At 53.2% G+C, this 15846-nt stretch carries 12 protein-coding genes; 4 read left to right on the top strand and 8 right to left on the bottom strand.

The window, feature by feature from the left end; translation table 11 throughout:
• Positions 1-44: 44 nt before the first annotated feature.
• The 3 genes from EFA69_RS00485 to EFA69_RS00475 form a co-directional block, all read right to left on the bottom strand.
• Positions 45-848 (bottom strand): M57 family metalloprotease, encoded by an 804-nt coding sequence (locus EFA69_RS00485; RefSeq protein ID WP_123131133.1) that lies wholly within the window; start codon positions 846-848, stop codon positions 45-47.
• A gap of 514 nt (positions 849-1362) precedes the next feature.
• Positions 1363-2604 carry a M16 family metallopeptidase gene (locus tag EFA69_RS00480; RefSeq protein WP_245964454.1) on the bottom strand — a complete coding sequence of 414 codons (1242 nt, stop codon included), beginning with the start codon at positions 2602-2604 and terminating at the stop codon, positions 1363-1365.
• A 228-nt stretch (positions 2605-2832) separates the two neighbouring features.
• The gene (locus tag EFA69_RS00475; protein WP_123131132.1) at positions 2833-3963 is read right to left on the bottom strand and encodes a glycosyltransferase family 4 protein; all 1131 of its coding nucleotides are present in this window, start codon (positions 3961-3963) and stop codon (positions 2833-2835) included.
• A 324-nt stretch (positions 3964-4287) separates the two neighbouring features.
• Between EFA69_RS00475 and EFA69_RS00470 the strand changes: the two genes are divergently transcribed.
• A complete protein-coding gene (locus tag EFA69_RS00470; protein WP_123131131.1) occupies positions 4288-4665 on the top strand; it encodes a BlaI/MecI/CopY family transcriptional regulator in 378 nt (125 codons plus the stop codon).
• Positions 4658-7081: a M56 family metallopeptidase gene (locus tag EFA69_RS00465; RefSeq protein WP_123131130.1), complete on the top strand. Its 2424-nt coding sequence runs from the start codon at positions 4658-4660 to the stop codon at positions 7079-7081. Before EFA69_RS00470 ends, EFA69_RS00465 begins: the two co-directional genes overlap by 8 nt.
• A gap of 161 nt (positions 7082-7242) precedes the next feature.
• Here EFA69_RS00465 and EFA69_RS00460 read toward each other — a convergent pair whose 3' ends face one another.
• Entirely contained in the window at positions 7243-8772 is a 1530-nt protein-coding gene (locus EFA69_RS00460; RefSeq protein WP_148041216.1) for a S8 family serine peptidase, read from the bottom strand.
• A gap of 191 nt (positions 8773-8963) precedes the next feature.
• On the opposite strand from EFA69_RS00460, the gene EFA69_RS00455 reads away from it, so the two are divergent.
• Both EFA69_RS00455 and EFA69_RS00450 read left to right on the top strand, forming a co-directional pair.
• Entirely contained in the window at positions 8964-10253 is a 1290-nt protein-coding gene (locus EFA69_RS00455) for an aminopeptidase P N-terminal domain-containing protein (protein WP_123131128.1), read from the top strand.
• Between the two features lie 116 nt (positions 10254-10369).
• Positions 10370-11902: a TolC family protein gene (locus tag EFA69_RS00450; RefSeq protein ID WP_148041215.1), complete on the top strand. Its 1533-nt coding sequence runs from the start codon at positions 10370-10372 to the stop codon at positions 11900-11902.
• Positions 11903-12021: 119 nt separating this feature from the next.
• On the opposite strand, the gene EFA69_RS00445 is transcribed toward EFA69_RS00450, so the two are convergent.
• The 4 genes from EFA69_RS00445 to EFA69_RS00430 all read right to left on the bottom strand — a co-directional run bounded on the left by EFA69_RS00445 (position 12022) and on the right by EFA69_RS00430 (position 15782).
• The gene (locus tag EFA69_RS00445) at positions 12022-12435 is read right to left on the bottom strand and encodes an STAS/SEC14 domain-containing protein (RefSeq protein ID WP_123131478.1); all 414 of its coding nucleotides are present in this window, start codon (positions 12433-12435) and stop codon (positions 12022-12024) included.
• 214 nt (positions 12436-12649) lie between these two features.
• Positions 12650-13573 carry an aspartate carbamoyltransferase catalytic subunit gene (locus tag EFA69_RS00440; RefSeq protein ID WP_123131126.1) on the bottom strand — a complete coding sequence of 308 codons (924 nt, stop codon included), beginning with the start codon at positions 13571-13573 and terminating at the stop codon, positions 12650-12652.
• Complete coding sequence (gene pyrR / locus EFA69_RS00435) at positions 13560-14132, bottom strand: bifunctional pyr operon transcriptional regulator/uracil phosphoribosyltransferase PyrR (protein WP_123131125.1); 573 nt, start codon at positions 14130-14132, stop codon at positions 13560-13562. The genes EFA69_RS00440 and pyrR overlap by 14 nt, the downstream gene beginning before the upstream one ends.
• 96 nt (positions 14133-14228) lie before the next feature.
• The gene (locus EFA69_RS00430; protein ID WP_123131124.1) at positions 14229-15782 is read right to left on the bottom strand and encodes a hypothetical protein; all 1554 of its coding nucleotides are present in this window, start codon (positions 15780-15782) and stop codon (positions 14229-14231) included.
• Between the last annotated feature and the right edge of the window lie 64 nt (positions 15783-15846).

Raw genomic sequence — 15846 nt, 5'->3', positions numbered from 1 at the left:
AAACAGCGGCTATTTCTGTGTGTATTACAGCTCTATTTCAGAAATTAATAGAGGTATTTAAGGGCAGTGCGGTCATTGGAGTTGAACGGACGGTTTTGGCCAGTAGCTACGCAAGCGAGCATCCAAGAAGTAGCGTCAGCGGTAGTTGGAGTGCCTGGGATATGCACGGCTCCTACGTTGCTTGCGCCTTCGTTGGTATATGCGCCGCCGCAGCTATAGCTTCTGTCCATGTAGTCTGTATGGCGGAAACCAATGCAGTGACCAATCTCATGCGCCAGAATGGTGGCCAGGTAATTGGTGCCAGGGTTAGAGCCCAGGTAAGAAGAGTTCACCAGTACTCTGTTGTACGGGTTTCCGCCAGAAGGGAAACCGGCAGAGGCCAGATAACCAGCAGTGGTGGGGGCTTTGGTTAATAGGATGTTATAGCCAGAAGACACGCGCTGGAACTTCAGGAGGAGGTTTTCAGCGTTATATCTTCTGATGGCCTCATCCAGAGCCGCGGTGTACGCCGCTGGCAGTGTGCTGGAGATGGCTACCTTAATAGTGCGGCCGGTACCTGCGTTCACCAGGTTAGTGGTGCGGTACTGCTCGGTTTCACCTACCCGCAGGAATTTGTGGTCATGCTGGCTGTTCAGCTGCTCATCCGTCAGGAAGATGTCCCCTTCTACCAGGTAACCACCTTCCACTACTTTCACATCAGTGGTCCCGAAGCCCATGGCGTAGATCTGCTGGAGCTTGTCTTGGGAAATGGCGGCTTTCTCAACTACTTCTTCTTCGTTGACGGAGCAGGCTGTGCTGCCAAGCAATAGCGCAAAGGCTAAAAGCTTGATGGTGTAATTTTTTTTCATACTACTTATTGGGGTTTATGTTTAAATATGAAGCTATTTTAAATATAAAGCCCCAATAATGCAATAGATTGATTTGTGTTACATAAAATAAATTTATTCAATAAGTTACGGAAATAATCACTTAAAAAGGTTTTGTGTTTAACTAACAACTTGTGGTATAATGTAAACTATTTTACAATTTCAATGCGGTTGTTGGGCCAAGCCGTAATGTGGTTTCAATATGAATTAGATTAATCAAATAGATAGAATTGATGCAGGAAGTAAAAGGAGTAATAAAACGTGTATTTACATCTGATTAATCCTCATTATCTGGTCTTTTATAAAGATGATCTCCATGGAGGGAAGTAGGACTATCTTAGATGGGTTGTAGGATAGTCAAAAGCTGCCAAAAGAGGATTCTTTTGGAAACTCCATGATCTGTATTTGAGAATTTTCGTCTGGATGAAAGGTCTTTACAAAAAGAAAGGCTGCGTATGCAGCCTTTCTTTTTGTAAGTAACTATGAGGTGAGCGCTTTAATTAGGCACGTACTGTAGAAAACTTAGGTTCTCTTCCCGCAAGGTATCATTCGCTATCTCCACCAGGTCATGGGCGGTCACCTCCCTTATTTGGCCGAAAATATCATTGAGGCTCTCCACTTGGTTCAGGTCCAGGATGCTTTTGCCCATCATCATCATAAAGCCCATGTTGCTCTCCTCGGCCATGGCCAGTTGGCCCATGAGTTGCTCTTTGGCTGTGTGCAGCTGCACAGAACCCATCGGCTTTTCACGGAGCAGTTTGAGTTCCTTTAAAACCAGCCCGATGGTCCGTTTCAGTTGCTTTTTCTCCGTGCCAAAGTAAATCCCGAACAAACCGGTATCTACGTAGGTAGAATAGTTGGCGTCAATGGTGTACACCAAACCGTGCTTTTCACGCACTGCCAGGTTAAGGCGGGAGTTCATGCCGGGGCCGCCCAAAATATTCACCAGCATGAAGAAGGTGAGCCGACGCGGGTCTGAGAGCGGGTAGGCCGGACAACCAATCACGCAGTGCGCCTGCTGAATCGCTTTCTCCACCACCAGAGTCTGGGGCTGGTACGAATTGAAGAGCAGGCGTTCGCGCGGCTGAATCTTGCTTTGCAGGTGCCCCAGGTACTTCTCGGCTAGTTTTACCACCCGTTCCATGGGCCAGTTGCTCACGGAGCAGAACACCAGTTTGTCTGTGCTGAGGTTGCGTTCAATAAAAGCCTGGAAGTTCTCACGGGTAAAGCTGCTCACACTCTCGCGGGTGCCCAGAATGTTGTTGCCCAGCGGGTGGTTCTTGAACACCACGGCATCAAACTCATCAATGATGGCGTCTTCGGGCGTGTCCAGGTACATGGCCATTTCCTCCAGAATCACGCCGCGCTCTTTCTCTATCTCCTTGGCCGGAAACGTGGAGTTGAACGTGATGTCTGTGAGCAACTCAAAGGCTTTCTCAAAGTGGTTCTCCAGCACGGAGGCGTAGAAGCTGATTTTCTCTTTGGTGGTATAGGCGTTGAGCTCGCCGCCCACGCTCTCCAGCCGGTTCAGGATGTGGAACGATTTACGTTTCTGCGTGCCTTTGAAGGCCATGTGCTCCCAGAAGTGGGCCAGGCCCAGTTCATGCGGTAACTCGTCGCGGGAGCCAATGTCCATCATAAAGCCGCAGTGCGCAATCTTGGTGTGCGGCACCTGTTTGTGCAGCACCCGTATGCCGTTAGGCAAGGTATGGATATAGTAATCAGGTAATTTGGTCAATTTGTCTTCTGTATTTACAAAGGAAACACTTACATGCGGCTCTTCATTCTATAAAGGCGGAGAGCAGCCTGCAAAGGTACGGAGGAATGGCGTGAAAAGGTGAAGATTTGAAAATTTGGAAAGGCTTGCGTTTAGGGGCCGTTTTTCTAAAAACAGCCCCTAAACGCAAGGGGCAGCCCCGGGCGGTCAAGGTGCTTTCTTAGGCTATACTGGTAGCGTACTACAAGCTTAGCGCGCCAGCACCTGCTCGTACACCCGGTGCAACTGCGGAATGGTCACCTCGGGCCGGAACGTTTGGGCGTGCTCCAAACCAGCTTTCACCATTTGCTTCTGCAAGTCAGAATTGCCCAGGATTTCCTGGATGTGGTGGGCCAGGGCTTCAGGATCGGTGGGGGAGACGTAGCGGGTGGCGGGGCCGCCGGCCTCAGAGAAGCAGGAGCCCGTGGAGGTGATCACGGGAACGCCGCTGTTCAGGGCTTCCACAATCGGGATCCCGAAGCCTTCAAAGACGGACGGGTACACAAACAGTGAGGCCAACTGGTAAATCAACGGCAGCTCCTGGAAAGGGATGTAGGGCAGAAACAGCACCTTGTCCTGCAAAGCGTTTTTCTGGATGAAGGCCTCCATCTCTTTATAATAGTCGGTCTTCTTCCCAATGAACACCAACGGAACCGGCGCACCGGCGGCCAGCCAGCCCTGTAACAGGTGCAGTTGGTTTTTGCGGCGCTCCAGCGTGCCCACGCATAGAATGAACTCGGCGGGCAGGTTGTATTTAACCCGCACGGCGTTTAGCGGCTCTTTTTCCGGAATCAGTTGAAAAACAGGATCGCAGTCTTGGTACACCACCTGTACTTTTTCGCGGGCCACGCCAAAAAATTCCTCCAGGTCCTGCGCCGTCTGCTCACTGATGGCCACAATCTGGTGCGCCATGTCACAGGCGTCTTTGAACTTCTTGCGGTAAATGTAGCGGTCAATGGCGGGGTACAGTTCCGGGAACCGCAGAAAGATAAGGTCATGGATGGTAACCACTAGCTTGGTGCGGGTGCGGTCTATGCCGTACGGCAGCTCATTGCTGAGGCCGTGGTACACCTGCACCCCGTGTTTGGGCAGGGCAGCCCGCAGCCCGAAGGTGCGCCAGAACGAGGAGAAGCGTTTGCCCATGCCGTTGGGTTGCACCACCTGGGTCTTGGCCACCGGCGGATAAAAGTTCTTGAACAGATCGTTCCGGCGGGGTGTGAACAGGGCGTACTCCTCCTGGGGAAAATGCGTCATCATACCGGAGATGACGAAGCGGCTGTAGTTTCCCAGGCCCGAGGTATTGGTGAAGGCGCGTTTGGCGTCGTATCCTATTTTCATCATGCAATTACAAAGTAGGGCAAAATACCTGCTTCTGCCAAGTGCGGCGGCTCCTATGCCCCTTGTCTTTAGTCGCGGAACGGCTGCTCTGCTTACAGGAGGGCCTGCAAATTAAACTTAGCTTTTACCGCGGCGAGGAGAGCGTAGGCGTAGGGCGTTTAGCGGCTCTTTTTCCCAAATCTGCCCTAAACCGCATTTCTTCCGTTGCCTGCTTTTCACGCGGTAAGGCACTATGGGGAAAAATCATTTTAAAATAACTAAACATTTAGTTTGAAAACTAGGTATTTAGTTTTATGTTTGAAGAGTTACCATTCCCCATTCCATTCTATGAAAGAGTTAACCAAAGCAGAAGAACAGGTCATGCAGATTCTGTGGCGTCTGGGCCAGGGCTTCGTGAAAGACATCCTGGACCAGCTGCCCGAGCCCAAGCCCGCCTATAATACCGTTTCCACCATTGTGCGCATTCTGGAGAAGAAAGGCTTTGTGGGCTACAAGGCCTACGGAAAAACGCACGAGTACTACCCGCTCATCGCCCGTGACGACTACCGTCATTTCTACCTGAAGAACTTCGTGAGCGGTTACTTTGGGGGCTCTTTCAAGCGGCTGGTTTCCTTCTTCGCCAAAGAAGAGAACATGGACCTGCAGGAACTGGAGGAAATGCTGAAGCACGTGAAAGAGGACCTAGACAAGAAAGAAGATGAATGAGAACCTGCTGCAGTACCTGCTGGAATCGGCGGCGGGCCTGACCTTGCTGTACCTCTGCTACGCGCTCCTGCTCCGGCGCGAGACCTGTTTCCAGTTTAACCGCTACTACCTGCTGGGTTCACTGGTGCTGGCTTTCTTGGTGCCGCTCTCCCAACTGCCCGGCCTTGCCCTCTGGCCCCAGGAGCCAATGCAGCAGGAAGTGGTGCTTGAACCTATGGACATGACCATGGTCGCGGCCCAAGTAGTGGTAGTTCCGGAGGAAACCTTCAACTACTGGAACCTGCTCTATGTGGTCTACGGCATTGGCCTGTTGTTTTTCGGCCTCCGGTTGGTGGTGCAGTTGGTGCGCCTCCGGCGATTTGCGCGGCAGAGAGGCGTCAGCTTTTACCTGCCCAACCTGTCGCCGGTTGTCTTTACGCAGGGGCAGCTCCCTACCTTTTCCTTCTGGCGCTACGTGTTCTTTGACAACAGCCAAAAACTTACCCCCGAGGAAACGGAGCGCATTCTGCAGCATGAGCAGGTGCACATAGACCAACGCCATACCCTGGATGTGCTGCTAGTTTCGGTGGTGGGCATTGTGTTCTGGTTTAACCCGCTGCTGGTGCTCTACAAAAAAGCCCTGGAACAGACGCATGAGTTCATCGCCGATGCCCAGGTGGCCCAAACCGCCGGTTCCTCGCTGTATTCCTATCTGCTGGTGAAGCAGGTGTTCAGGAACGCAGATTTCCCTTTAGGCAGTTATTTCTTTCTCCATAAATCCCTCACCCTAACCAGAATCAAGATGATGAAAAAATTACACCAGTCGCCCCGGCTTAGCCGGATGTTGATGGCCGTTCCTGCGTTAGCCTTGTTCTTAGTGGCGGTAGCGGCCATGCGTCCGGCCCCGGCCCCCCAGGCCGCCTTTGAGAAAAACACCAAAGTAACCAACGGCCCCGCCGAGTTTCCAGGAGGAAAAGATGCGTTGGAGAGATTTGTGAAAAGCTCATTCGTGCTGCCGGAGGTGGCGTTCCAGAAAAGGAAAAGCCCCAATGACTACGTGCGCGTGGTGGGTACCATAGAAGTGGATGTGAAGGAAGACGGAACGGCCGTATTTGGTAAAACCCTTCATCTGGAAGTTAACCCCAATGACGCCGCCGTGACCCAAGCTGTGCAGCAGCAGTTTGCCCGGCTGGTGCAACAGATGCCCAAGTGGTCGCCGGCCAAAAAAGACGGACGCGCCGTAGCCTCCAAAGAGAGAATCTCAGTGACCAGCACCGGCGGAAATTTCCTCAGCTACGGTGCTTACCTGGAAGGCCGCCAGCAGAAGACATCCGTTACTGGCAAATCGTCGGCAGAAAAGAGCGGCACTACCCAATCAGCGGAGTATCCTGGTGGTAAAGCAGCCCTATATCGTTTCCTGACCAGCCAATATATTACGCCGGAGGAAGTTTTCAGGAACCGAGAGGCCGCAGACACTACCGCCAAAATGGTGCAATATATCAAAGCAGAACTCACCATTGGTGCCAACGGGAAGGTGACCGATGTGTCTACTATAGAGGTTGCTACCAAACCGGCCCAGCCTTCTGCCATCACTCAAGCCATAGAAACCGAGGTGCGGAGAGTGCTGCGCCAGATGCCTGCCTGGACCCCCGCCTATAAAAATGGTGCGGCGGTAGCCTCTAAAGAAGCCATCTCTTTTGCCTCAGTAGTGAACAGAAACGCGAAAAAAACGTCCCAGAAAGAAGCTGCCCCAGCCAAGGATAAGGATCTTGTGTTCATAGCCGTGGAGCAGATGCCAGAATTCCCGGGCGGACAGAAAGCGATGTTTGATTTTCTGAAGGACAATTTCGTTTACCCACAAGATGCCAAAGAAGCCAAAGTAACAGGAATGGTAGTAGCTACATTTGTGGTGAACACGGAAGGAAAGGTAACAGACGTACAGGTCATGAAAAAGCTGCACCCCAGCCTGGACCGAGCCTTTACGCAGGTTCTGCTGAAAATGCCCAATTGGAAACCGGGCACCCAGAATGGCAAAGCCGTGAACGTGAGATACACTGTTCCATTCCGGGTGACAAGCCCGTCTGCTGCTGCCCCGGCGGCCCCACAGGAAGATGAGCGTGTGTTTATTGCCGTGGAGCAAATGCCGGAGTTCCCGGGTGGGCAGGCCGCTCTGTACAAGTACCTGAGCAGCGCGGTAGGCTACTCGGCGGCGGCCAAGGCTGCCAACGCCCAGGGAATGGCAGAAGTGTCTTTTGTGGTGAACAAAGACGGCGCCATTACCAAGGTACAACTCCTGAAGGGAGTACACCCCAGCCTGGACCAGTCTCTAATGAAGGCGATTGAGTATATGCCTGCCTGGAAACCGGGTCGGCAGAATGAGAAAAACGTGAATGTAAAACTAGTGATGCCCTTCAAGTTTGTAGCTCCGGCCAAGTAAAGCGTAGTTTATCATGTAAAATGGAAAGAGCCTCTAACGCGTTTAGAGGCTCTTTTTTTTAAAACAGGGCTAAACCAGAAGAGGCGTAAGGCTGGCTGAACGAGAACGTGGCAAACTAATGAGAGGGTTGAAGGCCGAGAGAATCCTGCCGGTTCATTTCATTATTCCCAGACCAGTTCAACCACAGTGGGGCCCACGTGCAGCGTGGTATGCGTCTCTTTGGGTTTGCGTTTCACCACTATCCGCTTTTTGCGCAAGGAGATTCTCTGCTGAGCCATGACCACCGTGGGTGATTCCTTCCGGTAGAGCACAATACCGCCGTTTTCCTCGGTGAGCAGCGAAGGTTTGTGCTTGTAGACAAAACGGTTGCCCTCTACGGTAACGGTTTCTTTGGCGGGCCAGAGGGTGGAGAAGCCCTGTACCAGTTCCAGTGCCTTGAAGGCGTTGGGTACGCCATACCCCACATAATTATTCCCGTAGGGATACAGGTGGCTGCTTTTCTTGATGATATCTGTGAGCTGCTGGGGCGTGAGCGATGGGTCTTCCTCCAGCAGGCAGGCCGCCAACCCCGCAATGATGGGCGCCGCGAATGAAGTGCCCGAAGCCGCGAAACAGGCCACATCGGGTTTGAGGTAAGGCAGGAAACCTGGGCCAATGCTGCTATAGCCCTGTTTGGCCCAGGTGGTAAAATCAGTGGCGCCTACGGTGAGCACGCCGGGAGCATCGGCGGGGGTGTTCACGATCCTCCATTTCTTATTTCCGCCGTCGTTGCCCGCGGCAATCACCAGCATCATGCCTTTCTGTTCCACGGCCATCTGCACGGCCCTGGCAATGAAACTGGTCCCGTCCATCTGCTCTGGAATGTAATTCTCAGCGGGGTTGTCAAAGCCGGTGCCGTAGCCCAAAGACGAATTCACCAGCCGCACGCCCAGGCTATCCATCCACTCCAGGGCCTGTACAAAGTATTCTTCCTCCACACGGGTTTCGCGGTTGCCGTGGTCGGTGCGGGCCAGGTAGAACTCAGCCTCCGGGGCGAAGCCGCTCAAAACCTGTCTCTCGGGGTCTGAGCCAGCCATGAACAGGAGCACATCGGTGCCGTGCGAATCCAGGAGACTCTCGCGCTGGGAGTAAGGCTGGGTTTTGGCGGGATTCACGAAATCGCGGTACGCTTTCAGGCGGCCATCTCCAAAAATTGGCTGCAAACCAGACTTGTTGGGGGCATCATAGAAACCGGCATCAATCACGCCCACCTTCACGCCGCGCCCGGTGAGGCTGGCGGCAAAAATGGCTTCGGGTTTAAGCTGTTTCAGGGCTTTGCCCATGTACAGGGCCTGGTAGGGTAGGGCAGCGGTGCGGGTGGGCACAAAAAAGCCGGTAATGGGTTGCAGGTCCTGTACAAAAGAAGTCTGGCGCAGAGGTGCTGCTTTCTCCGGTGTGGCGGTGACCACGGCGGCGTTGAGCCACTTGGAGACAGCGGTAACGGTGAAGCCCCGGGCGGCCAGGCTGTCCAGGTACGGCTGGTGCACGGGGGCGTCTGAGGCCTGCGTGACCGAAAGACGCTGGAGGCGGCGCTGGTGCTGGGTGGCAGTGCTGACCCAGAGGGTAGCGCCCGCCGCGGGTTTGTCTTTGAACATGACCCAATACCGCTGCTGCGCCTGTACGTTTTCAGCGGCCCAACCCGTTATAAACAAGACACAGAAAAAGAATATTTTAGTCCAACCCCTCACGCCAAAAAGATTAAATGAAGGCTATTTGCCTGCAAATTACGGTTTAATGTCATACATTTAAGTTTCAAAAGAATAACGGTTTAGGGCTTATTTGAGAAAAAGAGCCGCTAAACGCCCATAGCCGGTAGCACCTGCTTACCACAAAACGTACCGCCATGAAATACGAGCCTATTGGGAAGGACCTTTTTATCCACAATCGCCAGAAATTTGTCTCTTACCTCAAGCCGCAGTCTCTGGCCATCTTCCACTCCAATGACGTAATGCCCACCAACGCCGACGGCACCATGCCGTTCAGGCAGAACAGCGACCTGCTGTGGCTCAGCGGCATTGACCAGGAGGAAAGTATCCTGGTTCTTTTCCCAGATGCCCGCGAGGAACGCCTGAAGGAAATGCTGTTCGTACGCGAAACCAATGACCACATCCTCACCTGGGAGGGCTACAAACTCACCAAAGAGCAGGCCCGGGAGGTCTCTGGCATTGAAACGGTTTTCTGGACCCATGAGTTTGACAGCATTCTGGCCGCGCTCATGCCCTACACCGAGAACGTGTACCTCAACTCCAACGAGCACCTGCGCGCCGTGGTGGAGGTGGAAACCCGCGATGCCCGCTTCATCAAGAAGCTAAAGGAGAAATACCCGCTCCATAATTACTGCCGCAGTACCCAGCACCTGCATTACCTGCGTTCCATCAAGCATCCCCGCGAGGTGGAGCTCATGCGCACGGCCTGCAACATCACGGAGAAAGCGTTCCGCCGCGTGCTCCAGTTTGTGAAGCCCGGCGTGATGGAGTACGAGATTGAGGCCGAGATCAGCCATGAGTTCCTGCGCAACCGCTCCCGCGGACCAGCCTATAGCTCCATCATCGCCTCGGGTGCTAATGCCTGCATTTTGCACTACGTAGACAACTTCCGGGAGTGCCAGGACGGCGATGTGCTGCTCATGGACTTCGGGGCCGAGTACGCCAATTACGCCGCAGACCTCACGCGCTCCATTCCGGTCAACGGCAAATTCACCAAACGCCAGGCCGATGTCTACAACGCCGTGCTGCACGTCATGAACGTGGCCAAGCAGATGCTGGTGCCCGGCAATACGCTGGATCAATACCATAAGTTTGTGGGCAAGGTGATGGAGAACGAGCTCATCAAACTGGACCTGCTCTCTGAGAGCGAGGTGAACAACCAGAACCCCGCCCAGCCGCTCTACAAGAAATACTTCCCGCACGGCACCTCACATTTCCTGGGCCTGGACGTGCATGACGTGGGCGATAAGTACCGCCCGTTTGAAGAAGGCATGGTCTTTACCTGTGAGCCGGGCATCTATATTAGGGAAGAAGGCCTGGGCATCAGGCTGGAGAATAATTTCCTCATTACCCACAATGGCCCCGAAGACCTTATGGCCAACATTCCGCTGGAACTGGAAGACATTGAGCGCGAGATGCGCCGTTAGTTTGATAAGATAAAAGTTGAGAAGTGCGTTTAGGGGCTGTTTCCCGAGAAAGAGCCCCTAAACGGCATGAGCATACACCAGGGTAACCCACACCCACAGCAGATTTTAGAGTGAACGTGCGTACAGTAAAACGAGTAACAAGAGTAAAGTGGCCATTGGTTTTTGTCTGGGTACTGGGTGCTGTTTTGGTAGCCTTGCCCGTGGCCGCGCAGGACACAGACAAAATTCCTAACATTGACACAGAAGATCCCACTACCCGCCGGTTGAGTTTGCCCGAGGTCATCAAAATGGCGCGGGAGCAGTCGCCAAGCTATCAGCAGGCACTCACGCAGCTGGAGAACCGCACCTGGCAGTACCATACGTACAAGAGCAATTACCTGCCGCAATTGGCCCTTTATGCCACGCTGCCCTCTTATACCAAAGACTATGAACGGGTAACAGATGCCACCACTGGTAAAATCAACTTTGTGGGCGTGCAGTCAGCTATCTCTTCGGGGCACCTGGAGCTGAAACAGAATGTGGGGCTAACCGGCGGCGTCATCTCCATTGATTCAAAACTGCAACGAATTGATGATAACGACGGACATTCCTATGCATCTAACCCGGTTGTGGTTACCCTGCGCCAGCCCATCTTCAACCACAATAACCTCAAGTGGGACCGCAAGACAGAGCCGCTGCGCTATGAGGAAGCCAAACGTAATTTCTGGGAAGAGATGGAGCGCATTGCCGTGCGAGCCACAGACTTATTTTTCTCTCAGCTACAGAGCCAGATCAGCTATGACATCGCGCAGAAGAACGTGGCCACCAATGATACACTTTTTAAAATTGCCCAAGCCCGGTTCTATAATGCCAAGATCAGCGTAAACGAACTCCTGCAACTGGAGTTAAGCCTGCTTACCTCCAAACAAAGCCTGGAGCAAGCCAAACTAGAGATTGAAACCACCACACTGCGCCTTAAAACCTACTTGGGCCTCACAGAAACATACCCCATCCGGTTGATCGCGCCTGCCCAGATTCCGCAGTTTGAAGTAGCTGAAGAAACCGCCCTGAAACAGGCCCTTGAGAATCGTTCGCGGGTTATTGGCATCAAAAGAGAAGAGATAGACGCCGAGCGTAATCTGGATTGGGCCGAGGCCAGTTCTGGGGTAAATGCCGATCTGTTCCTGCAGTACGGGCTCACCCAACGCGCCGAATCCATTGGCCCAGTGTATCAAGATCCTACTTCGCAACAGCGCGTAAACCTAGGGCTCAGCATCCCGCTCATGGACTGGGGCCGCAATAAATCCAGAATAGGAACCGCCAAGGCGAACCTGAAATTGGTAAAAGCCAATCTGGAGCAGCAGCGCGTGAGCTTTGAGCAGGACGTGTACCTGCAGGTGAAACGATTTAAGATGCTACGCGAACAGATGAAAATTGCGCAGCAGGCCAATGGTTTGGCAGAACGCCGTTTCCTGGGGGCCAGAGATCGCTACTTGAACGGGAAAATCGGTTTTTTGGAATTGAACCAAGCCTCTTCAGAACGTGACTCCGCCAGAAGAAGCTACGTGAGCTCCTTGCGTAATTTCTGGGACGCTTACTACAACCTAAGGCTACAGACACTCTATGACTTTGAGACCAACCAGCCCCTGACCATGCCGTTGCCGTTCTAGGGCCTTGGTAAAAATAGAGCCGTTTAGAGACTTATTTCAGAAAAATGGCCCCTAAACGGCAGCGCCCTCCAGACTTAATCTGGAGGGCGCTGCCGCTTTATGGTAGTAAAGAAAAGGAGTTATCTACGCGAATTATATTCCGCTAGCCACTGACGGGCTGTTTCCAGGTCATCAAAAGATTTGGCTTCAAAAGATTTTACCTCTTTGAGGAAAGTAGAGGCGGAGGACTCGCCAAAACTTTCAGGGTTGGCGAGCATGGCAATGCGCTTCAGACCGGCTTTGGCGGCATTGGGGGCCCAGTCATTGATCACCCAATCCAGGGAATGGTCCCAGGAACCTATGATCAGTCTGGTGTCATTGAGCACGCAATGATAGCCGGCATCGGCTAAGGCTTGGGTATAGGCCCGGACACCGGCCTTTACATTCTCTTCGGTTAAGTAGCCCATCCAGTTTACATAGATTAGCCTGTTTTTAGCATCCTCCTGTATGGTGAGGTACGTTCTTCCAAAAGGATTGACAAGTTCTTTGGTCATAGTGAAATAACGTGTTTCGGCTTCTGTCAGAGCTTTAAATATATAACTTTTGTTTAACAAAGCTTTGCCGGTTCCTCCTATGAAACCGGTAGGTTTAAGCATTAAACGCAAAAATCCGCTGTTTAGGGGCTCTTTTTTCAAAAAGAGCCCCTAAACAGCGGATAAGGTAAAAGTAGAATGATTCCGTTTTTGGGTGATCTTGCAGGAGTTGTGCTTACCCTTTGCTGGCCAAGAGGTAAAGCACCGCCATCCTGATAGCCACCCCGTTCTCCACCTGGTCCAGAATGATGGAGTGGTGGGAGTCTGCGGCGTCTGAGGTGAGTTCCACCCCGCGGTTAATAGGGCCGGGGTGCATGAGCACGATTTCCTTGTCCAGCTCGTCCAGCATTTTTTTGCTAATCCCGAAGTACAGGGCATACTCGCGCAAAGACGGGAACAGCTTGCCGGTCTGGCGCTCCAGCTGAATGCGCAGCACATTGGCCACATCGCACCATTGCAGGGCCTCGCGCACGTTCCAGAAAACCTTTACGCCCAGTTCCCCTATGTGCTTGGGCAGTAGGGTGGGCGGCCCGCAGACGGCTACCTCGGCCCCTTGCATCTGCAGCGCGAAGATGTTGGAAAGTGCCACGCGGGAGTGGGTGATATCTCCAATTATGGCCACCTTCTTACCGGCTACCTCCCCTAATTTCTGCCTGATGGAGAAGGAATCCAGCAGGGCTTGGGTGGGATGTTCATGGGTGCCGTCTCCGGCGTTCACAATATTGGCCTGTATTTTCCGGGACAGGAAGTGCGGAGCTCCGGGGCTGCTGTGGCGCATCACAATCATGTCTACCTTCATAGACAGGATGTTGTTCACGGTGTCCAGCAGGGTTTCGCCTTTTTTCACGGAGCTGCCGGAGGCCGAGAAATTGATCACATCCGCCGAAAGGCGTTTCTCTGCCAGTTCAAAGGAAAGGCGGGTACGCGTGGAGTTTTCAAAGAAAACATTGGCGATGGTGACATCGCGCAGAGACGGCACTTTCTTGATGGGGCGGTTCAGTACTTCCTTGAACTGGTCTGCGGTCTCAAAGATTAACTGAATATCCTGCGGGGTAATCTCCTTGATGCCCAACAGGTGCCGGACGCTAAGCTGTTGCATGGGGTTGTTCTTGGTCTGGGGTACGTGTCAGGAGCCAGATGGCGTCCTCAGGTGATTGGCTGTCCTGCCAACTCACTTCTACCCGCTGGGAGTGCAGCGAGTCTACCCGCTGGCCCACGTAGGTGGCTTCAATGGGCAAATCACGGGTATATTGGCGGTCTATGAGCACCAGCAGTTCTACCTGGGCGGGTCTTCCGTAGGAGATCATGGCATCCAGGGCGGCCCGCACAGAGCGGCCGGTGTAGAGCACATCATCTGCCAAGATCACCCGCTTTCCTTCCAGGGAGAATTCTACTTTGGTGGCATTGGGGGCCAGGGGAGTGGCACGGCGCCGGAAATCATCACGGTGGAAGGTGATGTCCAGATAACCGGTTTGTACGCTGATGCCCAAGATCTCCTGAAGGGTCTGCTGCAGGCGGTCAGCGACAAAGGTGCCGCGGGGTTGTAGCCCCAGGATAACGGAATTGGAAAAATCACCGTGCGTCTCTATGAGCTGGTGCGCCAGGCGCCGGATCATGATCTGAAACAGTGCGTGCGGAACAATGAGGCGTTTGTGCATGGCCGGGTTTTGGGCAAATATAAAAACTTACTCCCTGCCAATACTAGTAGAACCTGTTTTTTCTGAGGCAGCCTCTAGTGTTTACCGGTTAAGAAACTAAAATGCCATGTTCTGCAGGTAGAAAACGGTGCGGGCTTCGCCGGTCTGGGGCCGTATGCGCTGGAACCCGAAGGCAATGAAGTTACCGCCGTACCAATGCACAATGCCCTCTGAATTGCTGGACACCATTTTCTCCGTTTCCTCCTGAAGCCGTACCTCTACCTTTTCCTCGTTGGAGAGGGATTGTTTAGGCCTTAAGGTTTTAAACCAGATCTTTTCCTCTTCTGGGTACACCAACGCAATGGAACCGTCTGCCATCACTCCAGCCTCTACAGTGGGGGCCAGTTCTGGGTACGTGAGGTTCTTGAGTTTGTAGGAGTTGTCCCAAAGGAGGTTGCCTTCCCGGTCAAAGACGCAGGCAATGGCATGCGAGAACCTATAGCCGTTGAACATGTTTCTGGTTCTGGGCTCACGCATTTCCATAGGGTAACGGCCCGCCAGGTAAGGGTTCTCTATGTTGTTGCGGTACTGCGGGTAATAAATCTCACCTACAATGGCGTAGCCCTGCGGGTGCGGCAGCACGGGGTGCAGCAACATGCGGTACCTGAGCACCAAGGGTTTCTCCCGGGCCTCTTGGCGGGCGAACTTAGCCTTCATGCGGCGCTCCGCCCGCGGCGACAGGTACTCAAAGAAGTGGTCCAGCTTGCTGAAATCAAAATACTTCACGTTGCCCGCCAGATTACTGGTGAACAGGCCTTTGGAGAAGATAGACGTGCGGTAGCCGAAAGTGCCAATGAGCACTTTGCTCAGCGTGTCGCCGGGCGTGAGGCGGCCGGCCTGCAGGGTGTTGTAGTTGCGGTAGTCTATCTCAGGCTGGATGAAATAAGTGCCTATGACATCGCCTTTGGTGTTGATGCGTTTGGTCTGTACCCTAGAACGCCAGCCATTAGATTCCGCCACCACAAATTCTACCGCATGGGAGAGCGTGTCAACTCTAAACTCACCTAAATCTTCCTCCATCCCGAACACCGCGGGCAGCAGTTTCACTTCTTCCTGCCGCGGGTTCAGTTGCAGCATGTTGAGGTTGGGACCTTCCAGACCGCTCAGAAACACTTGGCCGTCCAGAGCCTCCATTTCCCGCAGGGTAAGATTGTTGGAGGGCAGTTCGTGTTCACTATACGTGGCGTTGCCGGTGTTTGGGTTTACCCGGTAAAGCAGCAGCTTTTTGTTGGATAGGGTAGAGAACAGCAGAAAGATGTTGTTGCGCTCAGCGGACACAAACAGCAGGGAGTGGTTGGGCTTGTGCTCATGTTTGGTCTGCCAAATTTGTTTCAGCTGCCGGTCATACCGGGTCAGGGTGAAATCATCTTTGCCAAACCAACTGCTGCGCTTGAAGCTAGCCACCAGCAGGGTGCTGTCGGGCAGCGGCTTTACCACATGTTCATCGTCAAAAGAATTACTCTCCAGTTCTGCCCGGTAGTTTTGGGTAGGCGGGGCCGGTTTTTCCTTGTCCTTCTCTTTTTTCTGGCGGGCATGCGCCGGCAGGAGCCAGCCAGCGCACAGCAGGAGGATCAGCAGGGAACTATAGATGCTTCTGATGATGGGGAACATAGGTGTTTTTAAAAATTTAAGCCAAATCAGTAAAAACGCCGGCTGCCTGCCCAGCATGCGGAGC

The organism is Rufibacter immobilis (genome assembly GCF_003721565.1).
GTDB classification, from domain to species: Bacteria; Bacteroidota; Bacteroidia; order Cytophagales; family Hymenobacteraceae; genus Nibribacter; species Nibribacter immobilis.
This window is presented reverse-complemented; position numbering and strand designations above follow the sequence as displayed.

What these genes read in the sequence shown, in the direction of transcription:
- EFA69_RS00465 (WP_123131130.1), top strand. Translation starts at nt 4,658, where the DNA reads ATGAATGAGAACCTGCTGCAGTACCTGCTGGAATCGGCGGCGGGCCTG.
- EFA69_RS00440 (WP_123131126.1), bottom strand. Translation starts at nt 13,573, where the DNA reads ATGCAACAGCTTAGCGTCCGGCACCTGTTGGGCATCAAGGAGATTACC.
- EFA69_RS00430 (WP_123131124.1), bottom strand. Translation starts at nt 15,782, where the DNA reads ATGTTCCCCATCATCAGAAGCATCTATAGTTCCCTGCTGATCCTCCTG.
- EFA69_RS00455 (WP_123131128.1), top strand. Translation starts at nt 8,964, where the DNA reads ATGAAATACGAGCCTATTGGGAAGGACCTTTTTATCCACAATCGCCAG.
- EFA69_RS00475 (WP_123131132.1), bottom strand. Translation starts at nt 3,963, where the DNA reads ATGATGAAAATAGGATACGACGCCAAACGCGCCTTCACCAATACCTCG.
- EFA69_RS00485 (WP_123131133.1), bottom strand. Translation starts at nt 848, where the DNA reads ATGAAAAAAAATTACACCATCAAGCTTTTAGCCTTTGCGCTATTGCTT.
- EFA69_RS00470 (WP_123131131.1), top strand. Translation starts at nt 4,288, where the DNA reads ATGAAAGAGTTAACCAAAGCAGAAGAACAGGTCATGCAGATTCTGTGG.
- EFA69_RS00445 (WP_123131478.1), bottom strand. Translation starts at nt 12,435, where the DNA reads ATGACCAAAGAACTTGTCAATCCTTTTGGAAGAACGTACCTCACCATA.
- pyrR (WP_123131125.1), bottom strand. Translation starts at nt 14,132, where the DNA reads ATGCACAAACGCCTCATTGTTCCGCACGCACTGTTTCAGATCATGATC.